General features: G+C 68.0%; 15 protein-coding genes and 1 tRNA gene. 9 read left to right on the top strand and 7 right to left on the bottom strand.

Annotated features, from left to right (window positions below; all coding sequences use genetic code 11):
* Positions 1-65 precede the first annotated feature (65 nt).
* Positions 66-141: transfer RNA gene (locus METUNV1_RS08130), tRNA-Asn, on the bottom strand.
* Positions 142-336: 195 nt separating this feature from the next.
* On the opposite strand from METUNV1_RS08130, the gene METUNV1_RS08125 reads away from it, so the two are divergent.
* The 5 genes from METUNV1_RS08125 (at position 337) to rfbC (ending at position 5,691) form a co-directional block, all read left to right on the top strand.
* Positions 337-2,130, top strand: a complete 1,794-nt coding sequence (locus METUNV1_RS08125) for an AsmA family protein (protein ID WP_008060667.1) — start codon at positions 337-339, stop codon at positions 2,128-2,130.
* Between the two features lie 99 nt (positions 2,131-2,229).
* A complete protein-coding gene (rfbB, locus tag METUNV1_RS08120) occupies positions 2,230-3,303 on the top strand; it encodes a dTDP-glucose 4,6-dehydratase (RefSeq protein WP_008060666.1) in 1,074 nt (357 codons plus the stop codon).
* The gene (gene rfbD, locus METUNV1_RS08115) at positions 3,300-4,205 is read left to right on the top strand and encodes a dTDP-4-dehydrorhamnose reductase (RefSeq protein WP_008060665.1); all 906 of its coding nucleotides are present in this window, start codon (positions 3,300-3,302) and stop codon (positions 4,203-4,205) included. The genes rfbB and rfbD overlap by 4 nt, the downstream gene beginning before the upstream one ends.
* A 53-nt stretch (positions 4,206-4,258) precedes the next feature.
* Positions 4,259-5,143, top strand: coding sequence for a glucose-1-phosphate thymidylyltransferase RfbA (gene rfbA / locus METUNV1_RS08110; protein ID WP_008060664.1), 885 nt, complete (start codon positions 4,259-4,261; stop codon positions 5,141-5,143).
* Complete coding sequence (rfbC, locus tag METUNV1_RS08105; RefSeq protein ID WP_008060663.1) at positions 5,140-5,691, top strand: dTDP-4-dehydrorhamnose 3,5-epimerase; 552 nt, start codon at positions 5,140-5,142, stop codon at positions 5,689-5,691. Before rfbA ends, rfbC begins: the two co-directional genes overlap by 4 nt.
* Before the next feature lie 288 nt (positions 5,692-5,979).
* Here the strand turns inward: rfbC and ylqF are convergent, their stop codons facing one another.
* Positions 5,980-6,879: a ribosome biogenesis GTPase YlqF gene (gene ylqF / locus METUNV1_RS08100; protein ID WP_008060662.1), complete on the bottom strand. Its 900-nt coding sequence runs from the start codon at positions 6,877-6,879 to the stop codon at positions 5,980-5,982.
* A gap of 102 nt (positions 6,880-6,981) precedes the next feature.
* Between ylqF and METUNV1_RS08095 the strand changes: the two genes are divergently transcribed.
* Positions 6,982-7,407 (top strand): BLUF domain-containing protein, encoded by a 426-nt coding sequence (locus tag METUNV1_RS08095; RefSeq protein ID WP_008060661.1) that lies wholly within the window; start codon positions 6,982-6,984, stop codon positions 7,405-7,407.
* Positions 7,408-7,419: 12 nt separating this feature from the next.
* Here METUNV1_RS08095 and METUNV1_RS08090 read toward each other — a convergent pair whose 3' ends face one another.
* Both METUNV1_RS08090 and METUNV1_RS08085 read right to left on the bottom strand, forming a co-directional pair.
* Complete coding sequence (locus tag METUNV1_RS08090; RefSeq protein ID WP_008060660.1) at positions 7,420-9,009, bottom strand: gamma-glutamyltransferase family protein; 1,590 nt, start codon at positions 9,007-9,009, stop codon at positions 7,420-7,422.
* A gap of 70 nt (positions 9,010-9,079) precedes the next feature.
* A complete protein-coding gene (locus METUNV1_RS08085; protein WP_162096763.1) occupies positions 9,080-9,265 on the bottom strand; it encodes a hypothetical protein in 186 nt (61 codons plus the stop codon).
* On the opposite strand from METUNV1_RS08085, the gene METUNV1_RS08080 reads away from it, so the two are divergent.
* On the top strand, positions 9,248-10,585 hold the full coding sequence (locus METUNV1_RS08080; RefSeq protein WP_085983290.1) for a chloride channel protein: 1,338 nt from the start codon (positions 9,248-9,250) through the stop codon (positions 10,583-10,585). The genes METUNV1_RS08085 and METUNV1_RS08080 overlap by 18 nt on opposite strands.
* Here the strand turns inward: METUNV1_RS08080 and METUNV1_RS08075 are convergent, their stop codons facing one another.
* From METUNV1_RS08075 to METUNV1_RS08065, 3 genes are all read right to left on the bottom strand, one after another.
* Positions 10,586-11,617, bottom strand: a complete 1,032-nt coding sequence (locus METUNV1_RS08075) for a fatty acid desaturase (RefSeq protein WP_008060657.1) — start codon at positions 11,615-11,617, stop codon at positions 10,586-10,588. It lies immediately after the preceding gene.
* A 29-nt stretch (positions 11,618-11,646) separates the two neighbouring features.
* The gene (locus tag METUNV1_RS08070; RefSeq protein ID WP_008060652.1) at positions 11,647-12,861 is read right to left on the bottom strand and encodes a cytochrome P450; all 1,215 of its coding nucleotides are present in this window, start codon (positions 12,859-12,861) and stop codon (positions 11,647-11,649) included.
* A gap of 196 nt (positions 12,862-13,057) precedes the next feature.
* On the bottom strand, positions 13,058-14,116 hold the full coding sequence (locus tag METUNV1_RS08065; RefSeq protein WP_008060650.1) for an SGNH/GDSL hydrolase family protein: 1,059 nt from the start codon (positions 14,114-14,116) through the stop codon (positions 13,058-13,060).
* Positions 14,117-14,844: 728 nt separating this feature from the next.
* Between METUNV1_RS08065 and METUNV1_RS08060 the strand changes: the two genes are divergently transcribed.
* Positions 14,845-21,573 (top strand): SDR family NAD(P)-dependent oxidoreductase, encoded by a 6,729-nt coding sequence (locus METUNV1_RS08060; protein WP_008060648.1) that lies wholly within the window; start codon positions 14,845-14,847, stop codon positions 21,571-21,573.
* 27 nt (positions 21,574-21,600) lie between these two features.
* Complete coding sequence (locus METUNV1_RS08055; protein WP_008060646.1) at positions 21,601-22,938, top strand: flavin-containing monooxygenase; 1,338 nt, start codon at positions 21,601-21,603, stop codon at positions 22,936-22,938.
* Positions 22,939-22,959 lie beyond the last annotated feature (21 nt).

The raw sequence follows: 22,959 nt of genomic DNA, 5'->3' as shown, positions 1-22,959 counted from the left end.
CTAATATTCGCCCCACCAACGGCATAAATGAAAACGGCCCACATCGCTGTGGGCCGCTTGGCATTTGGCTCCCCGACCTGGGCTCGAACCAGGGACCTACGGATTAACAGTCCGGCGCTCTACCGACTGAGCTATCGGGGAAAAGAGACCGCAATGATAGACATCGTTTGTGGGTGCGTCAAGTTTTTGGTGAGGCATTTTTTCCGGTCGACTGCGCGGTCATTCCGCGGGCGAGTCGATTTATGATCGCGTCACCGGAGGTCGTTTTGCGCCGGTCGCATCCGCAACCGTGACCTCAGTCCGGTGCGTCAGGGTCATCCACGCGCTCCTGCACCCATGAACGAAAACGCTGTTTACGTGAAGACCGAGGCTGGCGAGGAGGCGGTGACAAAGCGCACCATCGTCCAGCGCAATCTGCGGTCCATACTCATCATGGTCGATGGGCGTACGCCGGTCGGCAGTCTTGCCCAGCAGTTCGGCGACCCCATGATCGTCGAAGGTCTGATCGGTGAGCTCGAACACCGCGGGCTGGTGCGTCGCCTGGACGCAGCGGCCGGCGCAGAGGTCGAGGACCGTGCGGAACTGTCCTCGATGCTGGTGGATATCGAAGATCTGGTGAGCCAGCCGATCACGCCTGTGGCTGACGACATCCGCCGTGCGCATGAAAAGTCGTCGACGCCCGAATCGCCGGTGCTGGAAGAGTTCGCGATGGCCTTGCCCGAACTGACCGCGCCAGCGGCGGCCGGCGCAGCCGCGCCGGCTGCGCTGCCGACCGACGATGTGCGCAGCGCCATCCGGCGCGCGATGATGTCGGCCTCCGCCGCCGAGCCGGCGCATGCGGACGGTCCGGAAGGGCCGTTGCGCCGCCTCTTCAATCTGTTTGCCGGGCGCGTGGGCAGCAGTGAACGGCGAGGCCCGCCGGGGTCGCTGTGGCGGCGTCTGTTCATCGGTCTGGTGGTTTTCCTGCTGCTGCTGGTCGCCACCTTCTTCCTGTATCCGTACAACCGCCACCTGCCTCACATCGAGGAGCTGGCGACCGAGCTGCTCGGGCATCCGGTGCATATCAGCAGCGTGTCGCCGAGCCTTCTGCCGGAACCCTCCATCGCGCTAGAGGGCGTGACGGTGGGCGCGCGCAAGCAGCTGCAGATCGGTGCGGTGAAACTGTTGCCGCGGGTGTCGACACTGCTGTCGGAGCGCACCGTGCTGCGGGAGATCCGCATCGAGAATGCAGGGCTGGATGTGTCTTTCCTGCCTGACCTGTCCCGCCGTCAGGACATCAACTGGGCGTCGCGCTGGGTGAAGGTCGAGCGGGTGCGCGTGGTCGAATCCAGCCTCACCCTGCTCGACGGAGCGATCGGAAAGCTCGCTGGCGATCTGGCACTGGACGACAATGGCGTGCTGACCCGGCTCTCGCTCAACACTCCGAACGGAGGGCTGAAGCTGCAGGGGGTCAATGAGTCGGGCGTGTGGAAGGTGTCGATGACCGCGCTGGGCTGGGAAACGCCGGGCCACCCGTCGCTGCTGTTCGACGTGTTCGAGGCGCAGGGCACGCTCAGCAGCCGGCGTCTGCAGCTCGACAAGGTGGATGTGAAGCTCTATGACGGCTATGCCACCGGCACGGTCGGGCTCGATTTCGGCGATGCGCCGCACTTCGAGGGTCAGGTGATGACCTCGCGCCTCGGTCTGGCTGGCCTGCTCAAGGTGCTCGCGCCGACGCTGCGACTGACCGGTGACCTGTCGATGTCGCTGGCGCTGAGCGCACAGGGCGGCGACTTTGAAACGCTGCGCAGGAATCTGCGCGGCAATGGCACGCTGGGTGTTCAGCGCGGCCATATCGAACGGGTGGATCTGGTGCAGGCGGTGCGCATTCCCCGCCCGGGCGGCGTGCGCGGCGGCAGCACCCGCTTCGACCGGCTGGAAGGCGAGGCAACGGTCGATGGCAGCGGACTTTCGCTGGCCCGCGTAGTGATGGAGTCCGGCCTGGTGGGCGCGCAGGGTGCGCTCCGTCTGGCGGACGGTCGTCTCGACGGACGGCTGGATGTGACCCTGCAGGGCTCGGCCACCACGGTGCGCGCGCCGGTGGCGGTCGAAGGACCGTATGCCGATCCGGTGGTGAAGCTGCTGCGCTGACGCGGTATCCGGACGACAGCGGGGCGGTCATTGTCCGCACGGCACGGCGGCCGGTCCGCCGTATAGTGTCGCCTCTCCGAATCGTACGGGTGCAGCACCATGACCATACTGGTAACCGGCGGAGCCGGCTTCATTGGCAGCAATTTCGTGCTGGACTGGCTTTCGTGCAGTGACGAGCCGGTCGTCAATCTGGACGCGCTGACCTACGCGGGCAACCGCGCCAATCTGGCTTCGCTCGACGGCGATGCGCGCCACCTCTTCGTGCACGGCGACATCTGCGACCGCGACCGGGTCGACCGCCTGCTCGCGCAGCACCGTCCGCGCGCCATCGTTCATTTCGCCGCCGAATCGCACGTCGATCGCTCGATTCACGGGCCGGGCGAATTCATGCGCACCAACGTGACCGGTACCTTCACGCTGCTGGAGGCCGCACGCGGCTACTGGGGCACGCTCGAAGGGGAAGCCAAGGCGGCGTTCCGCTTCCACCACGTGAGCACCGACGAGGTGTACGGCTCGCTCAAGCCCACCGACCCGCCGTTCGCGGAGACCAATGCCTACGAGCCCAACAGCCCGTACTCGGCCAGCAAGGCCGCGAGCGACCACCTGGTGCGCGCCTGGCACCACACCTACGGCCTGCCGGTGCTCACCACCAACTGCTCGAACAACTACGGCCCGTATCACTTCCCCGAGAAGCTCATCCCGCTCATCATCGTCAATGCGCTCGCCGGCAAGCCGCTGCCGGTCTATGGCGACGGCCAGCAGGTGCGCGACTGGCTGTACGTGAAGGACCACTGCGCCGCCATCCGCGAAGTGCTCGCGCGCGGGCGGCTGGGCGAGACCTACAACATCGGTGGCTGGAACGAGAAGCCCAACATCGACATCGTGCGCACCGTGTGTGCGCTGCTCGACGAAATGCAGCCGGATGCAGCCGGCCCCTACGAGCGGCTCATCACCTATGTGAAGGACCGCCCGGGCCACGACCGGCGTTACGCCATCGACGCGCGCAAGATCGAGCGCGAACTCGGCTGGAAGCCGGCCGAAACCTTCGACACCGGCATCCGCAAGACCGTGCGCTGGTATCTGGACAACCAGCCCTGGGTGCAGAACGTGCTCAGCGGCAGCTACCGCGACTGGGTGAACACGCAGTACGGCAGCGCGGAGCAGGGCGCATGAACATCCTGCTGTTCGGCAAGGGTGGTCAGGTCGGCTGGGAACTGCAGCGCGCGCTCGCCCCGCTGGGCCGGGTGACCGCGCTGGACTTCGACAGCGCAGGTGAGCTCAATAACAACCTGAGCGGCGACTTCAGCAACCCGGACGCGGTCGCCGCCACCGTGCGCACGCTGGCGCCCGACCTCATCGTCAATGCCGCCGCCCACACCGCGGTGGACAAGGCGGAAAGCGAGCCGGATCTCGCCCGCCTGATCAACGCCGTCACCCCCGGCCGCATCGCGCAGGAAGCGCGTGCGCTCGGCGCCCACCTCATCCATTACTCCACCGACTACGTGTTCGACGGCAGCGGCAGCGCTCCGCGAGACGAAGCGGCCGCCACGAACCCGCTCAGCGTTTACGGCCGCACCAAGCTCGAAGGCGAGCAGCTGATCGCCGCCTCGGGCGCCACGCACCTCATCCTGCGCACCAGCTGGGTCTATGCCGCGCGGGGCGGCAACTTCGCCAGGACCATGCTGAAACTGGCGAAGGAGCGCGAGCGGCTCACCGTGATCAGTGACCAGATCGGTGCGCCCACCGGCGCCGAACTGCTGGCCGACGTGAGCGCCCATGCCGCGCGCGCGCTGCGCCAGAACCCGCAGCTTGCCGGTCTTTACCACTGCGTCGCCGCAGGCGAAACCTCCTGGCACGGCTACGCCAGCCACGTGATCGAGCGTGCCCGTGAGGCCGGTCACGCGATCAAGGTTGAACCGGACGCCATCCTGCCCATCCCGACCACCGACTACCCCACGCCCGCCACCCGGCCGCTCAATTCGCGGCTGGACACCCGCCGGCTGCGCGACACCTTCGGCCTCACGCTGCCCGACTGGCAGCAGGGCGTGGATCGCATGCTGGCCGAGATTCTCTGAAACCTCCTCTGAAGCGCGTGAGCGCGCGATCAGACCGAACCCAGGAGTACCCCATGACACGCAAAGGCATTGTCCTCGCCGGCGGCTCCGGCACCCGGCTGCACCCGGTCACCATCGCGGTATCGAAGCAGCTGATGCCGGTCTACGACAAGCCGATGATCTACTACCCGCTGTCCACGCTCATGCTGGCGGGCATCCGCGAAGTGCTGATCATTTCCACCCCGCAGGACACGCCGCGCTTCCAGACCCTGCTGGGCGACGGCTCGGCCTGGGGCATGAAGATCGAGTACGCGGTCCAGCCCAGCCCGGACGGTCTCGCGCAGGCCTTCATCATCGGCGAGGACTTCATCGGCGGCGCTCCTTCGGCGCTGGTGCTCGGTGACAACCTCTTCTACGGCCACGAATTCGCGCACGACCTGAAAGCGGCCAGCGCGCGCGAGGCCGGCGCCACCGTGTTCGCCTACGGCGTGACCGACCCGGAGCGCTATGGCGTGGTCGAGTTCGACAAGGCGGGTCATGCCATCAGCCTTGAAGAGAAGCCCGCCAAGCCGCGCAGCCGCTACGCGGTGACCGGCCTGTACTTCTACGACCATCAGGCCAGCACCATTGCCAAGAGCCTGAAGCCCTCGCCGCGCGGCGAACTCGAGATCACTGACCTGAACCGCGTGTATCTGGAGCGCGGTGAACTGGAAGTGCAGGTGATGGGCCGCGGCCACGCCTGGCTGGACACCGGCACCCACGACTCGCTGATCGAAGCCGCCCAGTTCATCCAGACGCTGGAGAAGCGCCAGGGCCTGAAGATATCGTGCCCGGAAGAGATTGCCTGGCGTCAGGGCTGGATCGACGCCGATCAGCTCAAGCGCATCGCCGCCCCGCTCGCCAAGAGTGGCTACGGCCAGTACCTGCTGCGCATCGCCGACGAACAGGTGTTCTCATGAACGTGATCGAAACCGGCATCGCAGGGCTGCTGGTGCTCGAACCCAAGGTGTTCGGCGATGCGCGCGGCTTCTTCATGGAGAGCTTCAACGCGCGCACCTTTGCCGAGGTCACCGGCGTGAAGGCCGACTTCGTGCAGGACAACCACTCGCGCAGCGGACGCGGCGTGCTGCGCGGGCTGCACTATCAGGTGCAGCAGCCGCAGGGCAAGCTGGTGCGGGTGGCGCAGGGCCGGGTGTTCGACGTGGCGGTGGATCTGCGCAGGTCCTCGCCTACCTTCGGGAAATGGTACGGCGTGGAACTGAGCGGCGAGAACCACCGGCAGTTCTGGGTACCGGTCGGCTTCGCGCACGGCTTCTACGTGCTGAGCGACAGCGCGGACTTCCTGTACAAGACCACTGACTACTACGCACCGCAGCACGAGCGCAGTCTGGCGTGGAACGACCCGACGGTGGGCGTGCAGTGGCCGCTCGATGGCGAGCCGCTGCTGTCCGCCAAGGACCTGGCGGGCAAGCCGCTGGGGCAGTGCGAGGTGTTCGAGGGGCTTTGAGGCGGGGAGGGAGCATCCCTGGCGATGCAGCGACCTTGCCGGGATCGGGCGCGTGATCACGCGCTGTTCCGGTGTGGAGGCTGCCATCGCGGCGAGGCGCCGCTCCCACAGGGATCAGAACACCCGGGCGGCGCCAGGCTCCGTGGGAGCGGCACCTCGCCGCGACGAGGCCCGTGGCCACGGGATGCTCTGGGCGCGAAGCCGGGGTGAGCATGGTTCGCCGTCTGCGGAGCCGGTCAGCCCGGCAGAGGAGGCGCGTACCACCGCGCCCGCGGAGGGCGCCAGCGATCAGTCCTCGTTGTCTTCCGAGGTGGCTGCTGCCTTCGCGGCCTTGTCCGCAGCCAGCATCCGGGCGCGGGTTTCCGGCGTTTCAAGACTGACCCGACCGATCACGCCGTCGCGGTAGTCCTGCAGCAGCGTGAAGGCGGCCTTTTCCAGATCCGGTGCGCCGCCCTTGATGCGGTAGCCGCGCCGGGCGGCGATGTGTTCGATCACCGCCACACCGTCCATGTCCGGCGTGCAGCCGTAGCGCGCAGCCATCATCTGCGGATAGCGCGCCTGCAGCAGGTTGCCGAGAAAGGTCGCCACCTCTTCGTCGATGATGGCGTTGCGGCCGATGGCGTGGCTGGCCGCCAGCATCAGGCCGTCGCTCTCGTGCTCGATCTTGGGCCACATCAGGCCCGGGGTGTCGTACAGCGTGAGCCGCGGGTTCAGGTGGATGCGCTGGATGCTCTTGGTGATGGCCGGCTCGTCGCCGGTGGCCGCGACCTTTTTCTTTACCAGCGCGTTCATCAGCGTCGATTTGCCGACGTTGGGAATGCCCATGATGATGAGCCGCAGCGGCTTGAGGTTGTCGTCGCGGTGCGGCGCGAGCGACTGCGCGAGTGACTGGATGCGGCCCGCGTCCCCCGGCTTGCGTGCGGAAATCGCCACCGCCTTGGTATTGGGCTGGCTGTTGAAATGCTTGAGCCAGGCCGCGGTCACGTCCGGGTCGGCCAGATCGGCCTTGTTCAGCAGTTTCAGACAGGGCCGGTTCCGGTGCGTGCGGATGGCGTGGATCATCGGATTGCTGCTTGCCTCGGGCACGCGCGCGTCGAGCACCTCGACCACCACGTCGACCGATTTCATCGCGTCGGTCGCGTGCTTGCGCGCGGAGGTCATGTGACCGGGGAACCACTGGATGGCCATGAAAGGGGAGGTAAGCGGCGGGAAAGCAGGTGATTGTACCGGTCCGTCGAACCGTCGCGCCGTGTGACCGGTCAAAGGCGCATTCCGCCCCCGAGACCGACCATGCTCGTCCGCCTGATCTATGCCAGCCGTGTCCACCCGGACCTGACCCCTTCGGACATTGACCACATCCTCGCGCGCTCGCACGCGAACAATGCGCGCGACGGCGTGACCGGTGCGCTGTGCTACACCGGCGGCGTGTTCCTGCAATGCCTGGAAGGTGGGCGCAGGGCGGTGAATGAGGTCTATCACCGCATCGCAGGTGACCCGCGCCACACCGATCCGGCCATCCTGTCGTTCAGCGAAATCGTGGCGCGCGAGTTCGGCGACTGGGCGATGGGCTATGTGGCGCACACCGCCGACAACCGGGCGCTGTTCCTGAAGTACTGCCCGCTGCCGCAGTTCGATCCCTACACCATGAGCGCGGCTTCGGTCGAAGCGCTGCTGCAGGAACTGATGGGCGTGGCGCGCTGGCGCACCGCGCGCTGAACGCCGCCGCTTTCAGTCCGCGGTCAGTGCCGCGCCGTCCGAACGCGGGTCCGACGCCCCCTCCAGGCGGCCGTCCGGATGACGGACAATGAGCCCGGCGTGTCCGGCGCTGTCGTCGAAATCCGCCAGTTTTTCAACCGTGTGGCCGCGCGCGACCAGTTCGTCGAACACCTCCGGCGGCAGACGGCCCTCCAGCTTCAGCGTTTCGCTGGCCGAACCCCAGGTGCGGCCGAGCAGCCAGCGCGGCGCGGATACCGCCTCCTGAACGCCGAGCCCGCACAGCAGGTGACGCAGCAGCACCTGGGCCTGGAACTGCGGCTGACCGTCGCCCCCCATGCTGCCGTACACCACGGTGCGCCCGTCCTTCAGCTGCGCCAGTGGCGGATTCAGCGTATGGAAGGGCTTGCGGCAGGGTTCCAGCGTGTTGAGCGCGCCGGCCTGCAGAGAGAAGCTGATGCCGCGGTTCTGCCACAGCACGCCGGTGTCGCCGGCCACCACGCCACTGCCGAACTCGTGATAGATGCTCTGGATGAAGCTCACCGCACGACCGTCGCGGTCTACGGCGCCCATCCAGACCGTGTCGCCCGGCGCGGTCCGGACCCGGCCGCCGGCGCGTTCGAGATCGATGCCGTCCGCCAGTGAATCCAGGCATTCCGGCGTGAGCAGCGCCTGCGGGTCCACCCGCATGCGGGCCGGATCGGTCAGGTAGCGGTCACGCACCAGAAACGCCTGGCGGCTGGCTTCCACCACCCGGTGGATGAAATCGGCCGACTGGTCGCCCAGGCCGTCCAGCCCGACACGCTCGAGCTGGCCGAGGATGAGCAGCGACAGCAGCCCCTGGGTCGGCGGCGGCACGTTGTACATGTGGCCGAGCCGGTGTTCGAGCATCAGTGGCGTGCGCCACTGTGCGCGGTGGGCATGGAAGTCGGGCAGGCGCAGCGGGCTGCCGGTGCGTTCGAGGGCGCTCGCCATCTGCCGGGCCAGATCACCGGTGTAGAAGTCGCCCAGTCCGGTCCGTGCAAGATGGGCCAGCGTATCGGCCAGGCGCGGCTGGTACAGGGTCTGACCGGCAGCGGGCGCTTCGTCGCCCGGGAGGAACTGCAGCGCGAACCCGGGCTGTCCGCCGACTTCGGCCTGCTTGGCCTTCAGGCTGCGGGCCAGATTCGGGCTGACCGCCACCCCGTGACGCGCGTGGTGTTCGGCGTCGCGCAACAGGCGCGACAGCGGCAGTCGCCCGCCGGCTTCCGCCGCCGCCTGCTGCGCAAGCTGCCAGCCGGACACCGTGCCGGCGACAGTCAGCGCGGCCAGCGGTCCGCGGGTGGGGATGCGGTCCTCGACGTCGTGGTCCATGTACCAGTGACGGCTGGCCAGCGAAGCGGCGCCGCCGCATGCGTCGATGGCGCGGGGCTGCTCGCCCGGTTCGGCGATCAGCCAGAAACCGTCGCCGCCGAGCGCGTTCATGTGCGGATACACCACGGCGATCGTCGCAGCCGCGGCAATCATCGCTTCGATGGCGTTGCCGCCTTCGCGCATCACGTCGCGCGCGGATTCGGCGGCCAGGTAATGGGGGGCAACGGCGATGCCGCCTGCAGGTGCGGTCATGGTCTGCTCCGGTAGGGTCGTCGGCACGTCCGGCGCGATTGCCCCAGATGCCCTGTGCCGCTATGGTGCATCAGACTGGCCCGATGCGCACGAAGCGGGCGCGCCGGCGGGTGTTTCCCCCGCAGTGCGCCGTTTGCGGCGCGCGCTGCTGCGGCATGCATCTTGCGGAGCCGTCGCGCTGGCTGCTTTCCCGATCTTTCATTTCCGGCTCTGACCGATGCTCGATCCACGTTCCCCGATGGCGCGTCTTCGCCATGTCTGGCTCCGCCTCAGTTCTCTCATCCTGCGCCGCCGTCATTACGCCTACTTGAAGGTGTGGGCGGGGCGGCTGGTGCTGTGGGGCGGGGCGGTCGGGGTCGGGCTGCTGGCGGTCGGCTTTGCCCGACTGTCTGATCACGCGGTCCATTTCTTCCGCGACGGCGCGAAGGCGTGGTGGTGGCTGCCGCTCGTCGTCACGCCGCTCGCGGGCGCCGGCTGTGTCTGGATCACCCGGCGCTGGTTCGCCGGGGCAGAGGGCAGCGGCATTCCGCAGACGATTGCCGAAATGTCGCGCCCGGAGTCGCCCGGCTGGCGGCCCCTGCTTTCGCTGCGCATCGTCGTCGGCAAGGTGCTGGTGGGCGCGGCCGCGGTGGGCAGCGGATTCTCTCTCGGGCGCGAAGGCCCGACCGTGCAGGTCGGCGCGTCGCTGATGAACGCGCTGCACCGCTGGCTGCCCGGCGGGCTGCACATCCCGCGCACCCACATGCTGGTCGCCGGCGGCGCAGCCGGCATCGCCGCCGCCTTCAACACGCCGCTGGCGGGCATCGCGTTCGCGATCGAGGAACTGACCCGCAGCGTCGAGGCGCGCATGAGCGGCCTCATCATCACCGCCATCGTGCTGGCCGGCATCGTGTCGCAGACCTTGCTGGGCAAGGCCAGCTATTTCGGCCAGATCGCGATTGCCGGCAGTGACCGTGACATGGCGCTCGCCGTGGCGGTGACCGCACTGGTGTGCGGGGTGGCCGGCGGGCTGTTCTCGCGCATGCTCATCATTGCGTCGACCTCATGGCGCGGATCGCTGGCCGATCTCCGCCGGCGTCGCCCGGTGCTGTTCGCAGCACTGTGCGGCCTGCTGGTGGCGGCGCTCGGCGTGGTCAGCGGTGGCCTCAGCTTCGGCAGCGGTTACACCGAAACCCGTCACCTGCTTGAAGGCACGGCGCAGCTCGACTGGCATTACGCACCGCTCAGATTCATCGCGACGCTGATCGCCTACCTGAGCGGACTGCCCGGCGGCATCTTTGCACCCAGCCTGGCGATCGGCGCCGGCATCGGCCACGACCTGGCGCCGCTGCTGGGCCAGCAGGCGCATCCGGGCATGCTGCTGGTGCTGTGCATGGCCGGCTTTCTGGCCGCGGTCACCCAGGCGCCGATCACCGCCTTCATCATCGTGATGGAAATGGTCGACGGCTACTCGGTCATCATCGGCCTGATGGCGGTGTCACTGCTGTCGGCCGGCGTGTCCCGCCTGTTCAGCCCGCCGCTGTACCACACGGTGGCCCGACACCTTCTGGCGCGGAACACGCCGCCGCCCTGCTGATCAGCCGCGCGGGAAGGGCATCCAGACGTGCCGGCGGTAGTCGTACATCTGGCAGTCGTTCAGCACAGTCAGGAATTCCTTCAGCGTCAGCTTCACGGTCTTCACGTGGCCGCTGAAGGTCGTTTCCAGCGACGCCTGGGTTTTCACCAGCCGGTACAGCGGAATCTTCTTGTCCACGTGGTGGGCGGTGTGCTGGAACACGCGGGCGAACGAGAAGTCCAGCCAGGCCGGCACTTCGGTATGGATAGAGCCTTCCACCTGGGCACGGAAGTAGTTCCACTCGTCGCGGTTGTCATACCAGCGTATGGTCGGGTAGGTGTGGTTCTGGATGGTGACGAAGGTCATCACGTAGTTCCACACCAGGAAGGGCAGGCCGACGCTCAGCACGAGGTTCCAAGCGAACTGCTGGCCGTCGGCGGCAAACAGGTAAGCCATGAACACCTGAAAGCCGAGGAAGCCGAACACCGCAATGAAATCGGCCAGCGCCACCAGCGGCGGAATTTCCTTGCCGTTTTCCGAACGGCGCAGGATGAGCACCTTCCACCAGATGTCGAACAGGTAGTAGCAGCCGAAGCCCCAGATGCTGCGGTAGAAGCGGTGCACGCGCTTCTGCCAGGGCGACAGCGCGGCGAACTCGTCCGGCGACATCGGCGGGTAGACCGGGTCCATGCCCTTCAGATTGGTCCAGCCGTGGTGCATCTTGTTGTGCTCGATCTTCCAGGTACACACCGGATGCAGCGAAGGCATGAAGGCGAGGGTCGCGTACAGGCGATCAAAGAAGGGGCGGTTGGTCAGCGATCCGTGTGCGGCGTCGTGGCCGATCACGAACATGATGCCGATGGCCTGACCGCTCATGACGCCGAACAGCGCCTTGAGCGCAAGGTTGTCCATGGACAGCGACAGCGTCCACAGACCGGCGAACAGGCCGGTCACTGTCAGGAAGAGCAGGCTGCCGAGCGGCAGGCTGTAGGCGTAGGCAATGTCGGGCAGCGTCGATCGCACGTCGAGCGGCGTGGGGCAGCGTTGGGTCACGGCAGGACTCCTGTATGTCGGGGCGTGGATCAGGCGGCGACCGGCTGGGCGCTCATGTGCAGCGGCAGCGCGCGCATGCCGCGGAAGCCGAAGTTGGGCAGCCATTCCGGGTGATCGGTGGGGGCGGTGATGTGCGGGCAGCGCGCCAGCAGCACGGTGAAGGCGATTTCGGCCTCCAGCAGCGCGAGCCGGGTACCGATGCACACGTGCGCACCGTGACCGAAGGCGAAGTGCGTCGTGTCCTCGCGCCGGATGTCGAAGCGATCCGCGTCCGGGTAGCGCGCTTCGTCGCGGTTGCCGGAGGCGATGATGGGCACCACCATCTGGCCGCGCCGTATCGTGGCGCCGGCGTACTCGAAGTCTTCTGTGGCCAGCCGCACCAGATACTGCACCGGGCTGTCGTAGCGCAGCATTTCGCGCACTGCGTTCGGAATCAGCGCCGGGTCGTCCTGCAGCGCCTGCATCTGTGCCGGGTGGCGCAGCAGCGCCAGCATGCCGTTACCGAGCAGATTGCGCGTGGTTTCATGGCCTCCGAACATGAGCATGGCGCACTGCGAGGCCACTTCCTCGGCGGTCAGCGCTTCTTCGTCCTCCTCGATGCGTATCAGCAGGCTGATCAGATCCTCGCCCGGTTCGCGGCGGCGCTGATCGACCACGCGCTCGAAATAGCGGGTCATCGCGATCAGGCTGTCGCGCCCGCGGTGGGCGACTTCGATGGAACTGGCCGGATTGCCGAAGAAGCGGGCGATATGGTCCGACCACTCGATGAAGGTGTCCTGATCGGCGGCGTCCACGCCCATCAGTTCGCAGATCACCAGCGCCGGGAAGGGGTGGGCGAAGCAGCCTATGTAGTCAACCGGACCGTCGCCCGGCAGCCGGTCCAGCAGCCCGTGTGCGGTTCGGGTGACGGCGCCGCGCCAGGCTTCGATCACCTGCGGTGCGAAGCCCTTGTTCATCAGCTTGCGCAGCAGTGTATGTGCCGGGGCGTCCTGGAACAGCAGCCACATGCCGAACAGACGGTTGAATTCGTCGAAGGCCGGGCGCTCCGCTTCGGGCAGCAGTGCGCTGTAGCAATGGCTGCGCTGCGCGCTGAGGCGGGCGTCGCGCAGCACCGGCCCGATATCGGCGTGATGCGGCAGCAGCCAGGCGCCGCCCAGGAAGTCGCCCACCCAGTGGGCACGGCCGGAGGCGCGCAGCATCCGGTAGGTCGGGTAGGGGTCGGCGATGAATTGCTGGTCGAACATGGGCGAGGGCTCCCTGGGTCGTTGCGAAAGAATCGGGCTGCCGCCACCCTTTGGGTGCCGACAGGCTGCAGTGCATCGGATGTCCGCCCACCGGTTGAAGGTCGTGGTCCGGCGCGGACGCTCACCGGCTCGCGACGGATCAGGGGCCGCGTGCCGACGGGCGGGTGACGAGGTCGGGCTTCCGCCCGGGCGACGGTCAGACGATGACGAATGGCGCCGCACGCTGCAGACGGCGACGCAGCAGCAGGGCACCCAGACCGAGCGGGAACAGCAGCGCGGCCGACGGTTCCGGCACCGGCGCAGCGACCGCGCTCGCCAGTTCGCCGGCGAGCATGGAATACGCCCGTGTGCTCAGGTGTATCGAATCCCAGAAGAAGTACTCGTCCGGCGCACCGCAGGCCGAGAAGGCCGCGCCGTCATAGGCGAAGCAGGCATCCTGCGCGTTGGTCAGGCCGCCCGGTCGTGCCCCGGCCAGTACGCCGGCAATCGTGTCCTCGTACCATTTCTGCGTATCGAAATGCATCAGGTTCAGGCCTGCGGTCTGGCCGTCGATGGCGCCGAGCAGAGTGCCCAGGCGGCCGTTCATGGCATTTACGCCGTCGTGCAGCAGGCCGCGCAATGCCGGGTCGTCCGAGTAGAAAGGGGCCCAGAACGGCTCGTATTCAAGAGAAATGCTGTCGAGCACGACGATGTTGCGCGCTCCGGCGCCGATCAGCGTGGTCACGTTGCTTGCGATGTCATCGGCGGCCTGCATGCCGGCCCGGGTCAGCGCATCGCGCCGGCTGGCGTCGTCGAGTGACGGCGGCAGCATCTGGCCCAGTCCCCAGAAGTCGTTGTGCCCTCCCCACACGAAGTAGAGCGCGTTCGCGTCCGCAGCGCCGGTGGCCGAGAGGTGGGTACCGATCTGATTGCTCAGGCCGGTCTGCCCGATGTCGGTATTGACGAAGGGCAGCACGTTGCCGTGACCGCTGAGTGCCCCGGTCCAGGCGTAGTTGGTCAGACCGATGCCGAGCGAACCGGCCAGGTATTCGACCGCCGAAGGGCCGTTGGTGGGGCGTCCGTCGAAGAATCCGTTGGCGTAACCGGGAATCGCAAAGGGTGGCCACCAGGACAGCACCTTCTCGATGGGTTGCGCAGCCAGCGCACCGACCAGATTGCCGGTGTCGGAAAAGCTGTCGCCAAACGAATACATCGCCGAGTAAGGGGCTGCCCAGCCGGCCTGGCCGACACCTGACAAGGCGAGTGCGATCGCCATTCGCCGCATTAAAGTGCTCATCCGAATCTCCCGGTTTGAATCAGTTCTGGTTCTGTTCTTCGGATCCGTGCCCCGCGGGTCCATGCGTGTGTCGCACGATGACCCCCGGTTCGGATCGCGGCTTCGCCCTGAGCAATAGACATGCCCATCGCATTTGAAATCCGCGTGAAGAACATCCGGTTCTCGCTTCACGGATCGTCGGAATCCTTGTCCGGCGGTCGTTTCATGTATTCAGTCACGAATTGTTCACAGGTTCCGGAGACCGGGCAGCGCACTCGACACGGACACCGTTCATATTCGTGACAGGGCGGCGTAGGGACGCGCTTCGGGCGGGGTTCAGAGAGCATTCATCCGTGTTTCAAATGCCATTGACGTTCTCCAATGGCATGGGCTGATACAGGTGTCTCAATGCTGAACAGATTGTGTCCAACTGTTAAGAATGTTCGCTCACTGATTGATTGCGTTCTCCTCCACAGAAGGACAGGGGTCCCGGGTCGTGGTGTCGAACAGGCCGTTTTCCATGCGGGATCGATCTGGGGGCGCGATTTTCATGTGCGTTTTGCATATACGAAAGTCATCGTTCCGGGAGCCCTCTCTGCCTGCATGTGCTGCGGGTCATTGTCCCTGGCACGGTTATGGCTACTCAGCGCTCCGGTGCCGTGCGCTCAGCACGGAGGACAGTCAGAGACGGGGCAAACATCAGCGTGGATCCGCAGAAGGAAAGTCTGTTGGCGTGGATCATCGAAAGGCTGGCCGAGGTGCTGGGCCACGATGCTTCACGCATTCATCCGCACAGCGCGCTGGAGGAGCTTGGCCTCGAGTCGATGTCGGTGGTTGCGATGGGGCGGGTGCTCGAGGCGCATTTTCCGCTGCTGTCGAAGACCTTCCTGTATGACTGCAGGACAGTGGGTGACGTGCCCGACTATCTGCTGTCGCGCTTTCCCGACGAGGTGGCCCGACTTTCGGTGTCGCTGCGCCCCGCGGTGAGCCAGGCCGCAGCGCGGCCACGCTTCAGCGACGAGTGGATTGCGCTGGACGAGCAGGAGGCCGCGGCGGCGGACGCCGCAGGTCACGCCATCGCTGTCATCGGGCTGGCTGGCCGCTATCCGGGGGCCGATGACCTGGAGGCCTTCGCCTCGGTACTCGCCGCAGGCCGTGACGCCATCACCGAGGTGCCGGCCGAGCGCTGGTCGGTCGACGGGCTGTTCAGCCGTGATCCGGTCGCGCGCGCACAGTGGGCCAGCATGTCGAAGTGGGGCGGCTTCCTGCGTGACGTCGACGCCTTCGATTCCGCCTTCTTCGGCGTGTCTGCGGTCGACGCCGACGTAATGGATCCGCAGGAGCGCCTGTTCATCGAGTGTGCCTGGCACGCGCTGGAACATGCCGGCCTCGGTCCCGAACGCCTGCCGCGCACGCAGCCCGGTGGCGCGGCGCGGGTCGGCGTTTTCGCCGGCATCACCACGTTGTCCTATCCGCTGCTGGGCGAGGCGCACTGGCGCAGTGGCGGTGGCCAGGTGCCGACAGCCATGCCGTGGTCGGTGGCCAACCGACTGTCCTGGCTGCTGGATTTCGACGGTCCCAGCGTCGCGCTGGATACCGCGTGCTCGTCGTCGCTGACCGCGCTGCACCTGGCCTGTGAAAGCCTGCGCCGCGACGAATGCGCGGTGGCGCTGGCCGGCGGCGTCAATCTCTATCTGCATCCGTCCAAGTACGTACAGCTGAGCCAGCAGCGCATGCTGTCGCCGACCGGTCGCTGCCACGCCTTTGGCGACGCGGCTGACGGTTTCGTGCCGGGTGAGGGCGTGGGCGTGGCGGTCCTCAAGCGGCTAGCCGATGCGCGCGCGGCCGGTGATCGCATCCTCGGCGTCATCCGCGCCACCGGCATCGCGCACGGCGGGCGCACCACCGGTTACACAGTGCCCAGTTCGCGCAGCCAGGCGGCCCTGATCCGTGACACGCTGGCAAAGGCAGGGCTGGACGGCGCGCGCATCGGCTACGTCGAGGCGCATGGAACCGGCACCCGGCTGGGCGATCCGGTCGAAGTCGATGGCCTGCTGGAGGCATGGGGGCCATCCCGCCCGTCGCGTTGCGGCCTGGGTTCGATCAAGACCAATATTGGTCATCTTGAATCAGCGGCCGGCATCGCCGGCCTGACCAAGCTGGTGCTGCAGCTCCGCATGCGCACGCTGTTTCCGTCGCTGCATTCGGCACGCATCAACCCGGCCATTGATCTGGTGCGCACACCTTTCCACATTCCGCAGCAGAGCGAGCCCTGGCCCGGCGGCGAGCAGCCGCGGTGTGCCGCTCTCAGTTCATTCGGAGCGGGCGGCGCCAATGCCCACGTGCTGATCGAGGAATGGGCGGACACCGGTGCCGACGCGGCAGGCGGGCCGGCCGCCCAGCTGTTTCCGTTCTCGGCCAGTGACGACGAACAGCTTGACGCGGTCATGGCCCGGTTCTGCGACTGGCTTGCACCGCGAATGAGTGATCTCGACAACCCGGCCGGTCGGGCCCGCATTGCGGCCACGCTGCAGCTCGGGCGCACGCCCCAGCGCAGACGCGCGCTGGTGGTCGCCGCCACGCTGGCCGAGCTTCTGCAGAAGCTTTCGGGCGACGACATGCAGCGTGGCGGTACCGATGCGCCCGCACCGGCCGACGCGGACCCTGCCGATCCATTTGCGATCGCTGCACGCTGGCTGGCAGGCGAACCGGTCCGGTGGTCCGTCGCATGGCCGGTACAGCCGCGCCCGATCGACCTGCCCGGCTATCCCTTCCGCCGCACGCGGCACTGGATAGGTGGCCGGCAGGTCGCCGCAGTAGCGCGCTTCGGGCCCGTTGAATCCAGCCCCGCAGCGCCCGACGTGCTGTGCATCGACGTGGACGACTGGCGCGCTCGCAACCACATCGTCGATGGACACGCGGTGTTCCCGGCGGCCGGCTTCCTGCAACTGCTGGCAGCCACGCAGCCTGGCCGCGATGCGATCGAGTTTCGCGACCTCATGTGGGGACGTCCTCTGGTGCTCGACGCGCCGGAGCATCTGCGGCTGGCGCGGGAGGCGGATGGACGTTGCGTGGTACAGGGCAGCTCGGGGGACGGCGCGGCCGCGCACCTGCGCGGCGCGCTGCATGTGCTGAGCGGGTCGCCTTCCATGCTGTCCCTGACCATGGAGCGGCCGTCCGCCGGCTTCGACCGGGATGCCTTCTACGCCCGCTTCGAACGCATGGGTCTGGCCTACGGCCCCGACTTCAGGCCGGTACGTGCGCTCATGCGCCACGCCGATCACGCGGTCGCCGAACTGGCGGTCGAGCCGCGCGAGGACGTCGGCCGTTTCGACCCGGCGCTGCTGGATGGCGTCTTCCAGTGCGCAGTGGCGCTGGCACCGGACTCGGTGCTGTCGTCCGGGCGGGCTTTCGTGCCGTTCTCGATGCGCCGCTTCGCGCTGTACGCGCCACTGCCGGCGCGTGTCCGTGTCCGCGTCGACTACCGGGGTGCGCCTGCGCCCGGTCTGCATGCCTTCGACTTCCGCGTGTGCGACGACGGTGGCACCGTGCTCGCGGATATCGAGGGGTTCTGCTTCCGCGCCTGGGATGGCGCACGCACCGCACCGCTGCACCTGCTGCAGCGCAGCTGGTCTGCCTGCGACCGCCCTCGTTCGGTCGTCCTGCCGGTCGGGCCGCTGATGCTTGCAGCGGGCGCGGGCGTGCGTCTGGACAGCGTCGAATCCCGACTGCGCAGGCTGCACCCGGGGCAGACGCTGTGGCGGATCGATACCTCGTCACGCTTCCGCTTCCAGGACGGTGCGCACGTGGACATGGACGCTGCCGATCCGGCACACCGGCGCGCACTGCTCGAGCTGCTCCAGCAACGCGACGCCTTTCCGGACACGGTGGTGTGGCTGGCCGGCAGCGCGTGCGAAACGGTCGATGCCGATGTGCGGCGTTTCGTTTCGCTGGCGCAACTGCTGGTCGGCGCAATCGGTTCGCTGGGCGCCCGTGCGTTGCGGCTGGTCTATGTCGGTACGCCTTCGGCCGACGACGCGCGCTGTTTCCACGCGGCAATGAGCGGTCTGCTGAAAAGTCTGCATCTGGAAGCGCCGCGCGTGTCGGCGGTGCTGCTCGAACTCGATGCCGCAAGCCACGACGACCCGGTGCGGCGCGCCGACGCGATCGCGGCCGCGCTCGTCCACCCTGCGTCGCCCGGCCACGCACCGCGTCTGCGGGTGCGGGACGGACGGCTGGAAGAAGCCCGCTTCGGCTGGCTGGAGGCGCCCGCCACCGGCTGGCAGCCCACCCGCGGTGCCACCTATCTGATCACCGGCGGCATGGGCGCGCTGGGCCGGACTTTCGCGCGCTGGCTCGCCCGCTGCGGCGTGCATGTCGCGCTGCTCGGCCGCAGTCCGCTGGACGAAGAGGGCGCGCGTGTCGTCGCAGCGCTCGGCGGCGAGGGCGCATCGGTCGTCTATGTGCAGGGTGATGTCACCGACACCGCTTCGCTGGCGGGCGCGCTGCAGCAGGTCAGGGCGACGCTGGGCCCTGTGAGAGGCGTCATCCACGCCGCCGGCGTGCTGCGCGACGCCTTCTTCGTCAAGCACGGCGACGACGACTGGCAGGCGGTACTGGCGCCCAAGATCACCGCTGCGCGCCTGCTCGACCAGGCAACACGCGAGGACCCGCTGGAAGCTTTCGTGCTGTTCTCGTCGCTGGCCGGTGCGCACGGCAACGTCGGCCAGAGCGTGTATGCCTATGCCAACGCCTGGCTGGACGATTACGCCGAACTGCGCGCGCAGGCAGTGGCTGAAGGCCGGCGCAGCGGCCGTACGCTTGCGCTCGCCTGGCCGCTGTGGCGCAGCGAGGACGGCATGCAGGCGCCGCCGCCGGTCATGCAGTGGATGGCCGAGCGCGGCCTCGAACTGCTGGACGCCGAGCAGGGCATACAGGCCTTGCGCGCAGCGATGGCCACAACGGTGGCCGGTGTCGTGGTGTGCAGCGGCCGGCGTGAGGGCGTGGCCCGACTGATGAGTGTGGATGACGGGGCCTCCTGCGACACCGCAGCCGCCGCGTCTTCCGTGCCGGTCGCGCCGCCTGCGGGCGATATCGTGCCGGCGCTGTGCAGCCGTCTTGGCGACATGCTGGCCCGCGCCTGCGGCATTGCCCGCAGCCGCGTCGTGCCTGCCACGCCGCTGCAGTCACTCGGGCTGGATTCCATCATGGTGATGGACCTGAACGGTGAACTGGACCAGCACTTCTCGTCACTGTCGAAGACGCTGCTGTACGAAGCCGACACGGTGCAGGATCTCGCTTCGCGCATCGCCGCCGTCGAGCCCGACGCGGCCGCCCGTTTTGTCGGCGCAGGCCGGGGCGCGCCGGCAGCCGTTATGCCTGCCGCGGTTCTGCCGACACCGGAATCCCCCCCCGCACCTGACCAGCCCCAGCCGGCGCCGGCCGTCGTGGCACCGGACGACGGGCACGGCCTGGCGATTGCCATCGTCGGCATCGCCGGCCGCTACCCGCGTGCGGCCGATCTGGATACCTTCTGGGACAACCTGCTGCAGGGCATGGACTGCGTCGGCGAGCTGTCGCAGCGCTGGCCGGACGACCCCGCTTTCGCCCGACGCGAGGGTGAGGCGGCGAAGACCGGCGCCTACGCGCGGTGGGCTGCGCTGATCGACCAGCATGACTGCTTCGACCCGCTGTTCTTCGGTATCGCGCCGCGCGACGCCGAGCGCATGGATCCGCAGGAGCGGCTGTTCCTGGAGGCCTCCTGGCTGGCCATCGAGAACGCCGGCTACACGCCGCAGACCCTGCAGTCGCCGCCTTCGCGCGACGGCGCACGGGCGCGCGTGGGCGTGCTGGCTGGCGTCATGTACGGCGAGTACCAGTACTACGGCGCCGGTGGGTCACCGACGCTGACCAATTCGTCCTACGCCGCCATCGCAAACCGGGTGTCCTACACGCTGGGCTTCAGCGGCGCCTCGTTCGCGCTGGACAGCATGTGTTCGTCCTCGCTGACCGCGCTGCACACCGCCTGCCTGCTGCTGCGCGCCGGCGAATGCGACGCGGTGCTGGCGGGCGGCGTCAATGTGTCGGCACACCCCTATCGCTACCGCATGCTGAGCGAACTGCAGTTCGCCGCCAGCGACGGCCGCTGCCGCAGCTTCGGTGCCGGCGGCGACGGCTATGTGCCGGGCGAGGGCGTCGGCGTGGTGGTGCTCAAGCGACTGGCCGACGCGGTCCGCGACGGCGACCACATTCACGGCGTCGTCCGCGGTTCGGCCCTGGGTCACGGCGGACGCACGTCGGGCTTTACCGTGCCGACGCCGGTCGGGCAGAGCGAAGTGATCACCGACGCCTTCGCCTGCGCTGGCGTGCCGGCATCGCGGCTGGGCTACATCGAGGCGCACGGCACCGGAACCGGTCTGGGCGACCCGATCGAACTGCGCGGCCTGGCGATGGCGCTCGAAAGCGCGCTGGGCGATCAGGCGGTGCCCATCGGCTCGGTGAAGTCGCAGATCGGCCATCTCGAATCCGCCGCCGGCATCGCCGCCCTGACCAAGGTGCTGCTGCAGATGCGGCACGGCCGGCTGGCGCCGTCGATACACAGCGAGCCGGCGAACCCGAACATCGATTTCTCGAAGCTGCCCTTCCGCGTGCAGGCCACCGCGGCCGACTGGCCGGCCCCGCGCGACGCGGCCGGACGTGCGCTGCCGCGGCTGGCCGCGGTCAGCTCGTTCGGTGCGGGCGGCTCGAACGCACACATCGTGGTCGAGGAATGGCCGGTCGCACCGCAGGCGGATCTGCCGGGGCCGCACATCGTCGTGCTGTCGGCGCGTACTCCGGACACGCTGCGCACGATGGCGCAGTCGCTGGCCGTCCATATCGAGCGCGCGCTGCAGCACGGCGAGCCGCTGCCACTGGCCGATCTGGCGGCCACGCTGCGGATGGCGCGCGTCGCCCAGCCCAACCGGCTGGCGCTGATCGCTGTCGATCTGCCGTCGCTGCTGGCGCAGCTGCGCGCCAGCCTGGCGGGCGAGTTCTGGCAGCTCGACGCTTCCGTGCTGCAGGCCGGCGTGTTCAAGGGCGTGGCCGACGCCGACAGCGCGCCCGCACCGGTCAGCAGTGCGCCCGAGGCACTTGCGCGTGCCTGGGTCAGCGGCGCCTTTGACGACTGGAGCGCGCAACCGGTGCCGTCGCTGCGTCGCCGTGTGCCCTTGCCGGGCACCGTCTTCCAGCGTCGGCGCTTCTGGGCCCAGCCGGCTGCCGCCGCGCCGATCGAGGCGCCCCGGGTCGAACAGCCGGTGGCGCGCTATGCGGTCGACCCGCTGCCCGCTCCGCCTCAGCCGACCGCAGCCCCGGTGCTGTCGCCGCGCGACATCCTCGAACGCGTGAAAGCCGGCCGCATGGCGCCGGACGAAGCCAAGCGCCTGCTCGCCAGCATGCGCGCCACCGCCGACCAGTAAGCCCAGGCGCAGATCACAGGGACAGACATGACGAATTTCGATCACACGGTAGGCATCATCGGCGGCGGCGCCTCAGGCATCGGCCTGGCCAAGGCGCTGAGCGAAGCCGGCCTCGATTACGAAGTGCTGGAAGCCAGCAGCGGGCTCGGCGGCAACTGGCAGCCGAGCGGGCCGGCGTCGAAGATGTACGCCTCGGTGCACCTGATCAGCTCGCGTCGCAACACGCAGTTTTCCGATCTGCCGATGCCCGACAGCTACCCGCACTATCCGCGGCACAGCCAGATGTACGCCTACCTGATGTCGGTGGCCGAGCGCTACGCGGTCGCCGCGCACACCCGCTTCGACACCCGCGTGCTGCGTGCGCGGCCGGACGGCGGCGGCTGGCGCTGCGAGCTGGCCGACGGCGGCGTGCGCCGCTACGCCCATCTGATCGTCGCCAATGGCCTGCTGCGCATTCCGCTGGTGCCGAAGTTCGAGGGGCATTTCGATGGCGAGAGCGTGCACTCGGGCGACTACCGGTCGGCCGACCAGTTCCGCGGCAAGCGCGTGCTGGTGGTGGGCGGCGGCAATTCGGGCTGCGACATCGCGGTGGACGCCGCACTCAATGCCGACGCCGCTTTCCACTCGACCCGGCGCGGCTATCACTACATGCCGAAGTTCGTCGATGGCAGGCCGACGCAGGAATGGCTGATGGACATCGCGCCGAAGTTCACTGATGCCCAGGCCTACTGGGACCATGTGAGCGCGGTGTTCAAGCTGGCCGGCTATGACGGTACCGATTTCGGCCTGCCGGCACCGGACCACCGCATCGACGCCGCGCACCCGATCATGAATTCGCAGGTGCTCTACCACATCGGCCACGGCGACCTCGCGCCCAGGCCGGACATCCGCCGCATCGACGGCCGCACCGTCGAATTCACCGACGGCAGCCGCGAACAGATCGACCTCATCCTGTGGGCGACCGGCTTCCGCACCGACCTGTCCTTCTTCGACCCGGCCGATTTCGACGCGCGCGTCGATCTGGACCGGCTGTTCCTGCGCATGGTGCCGCAGCGCCACGACAACCTGCTGTTCGTCGGCTACCTGAACACGCCGTCCGGCCTCGGCAACGTGCTCAACATCACCGCGCGCTTCGTTGCCGCCTGCCTGTCGGCGCGCATCGCCGGCAGCGACAACTTCCGCCGCCTGCAGCAGCTGAAACAGCAGCCGGAGCGGCTGGATCTCGGCCAGGGCCGCTTCATGGACACCGACCGCCATCGCTACGAGGTCGACCTGTGGAAGTACATCCGCGCGGTCAATTTCGTCACCGGAAAGCTGCTCGACGGCGCCGCGCAGCCCGCGCCGGTCGAGGCGCTGACCGCATGAGCACCGATTTCACCACGCATA

This window comes from Methyloversatilis universalis FAM5 (assembly GCF_000214035.2).
In the GTDB taxonomy this organism is placed as follows: Bacteria; Pseudomonadota; Gammaproteobacteria; order Burkholderiales; family Rhodocyclaceae; genus Methyloversatilis; species Methyloversatilis universalis.
Note: the sequence above shows the minus strand (reverse complement) of the source record. Positions and strands in the feature narration are given on the sequence as shown.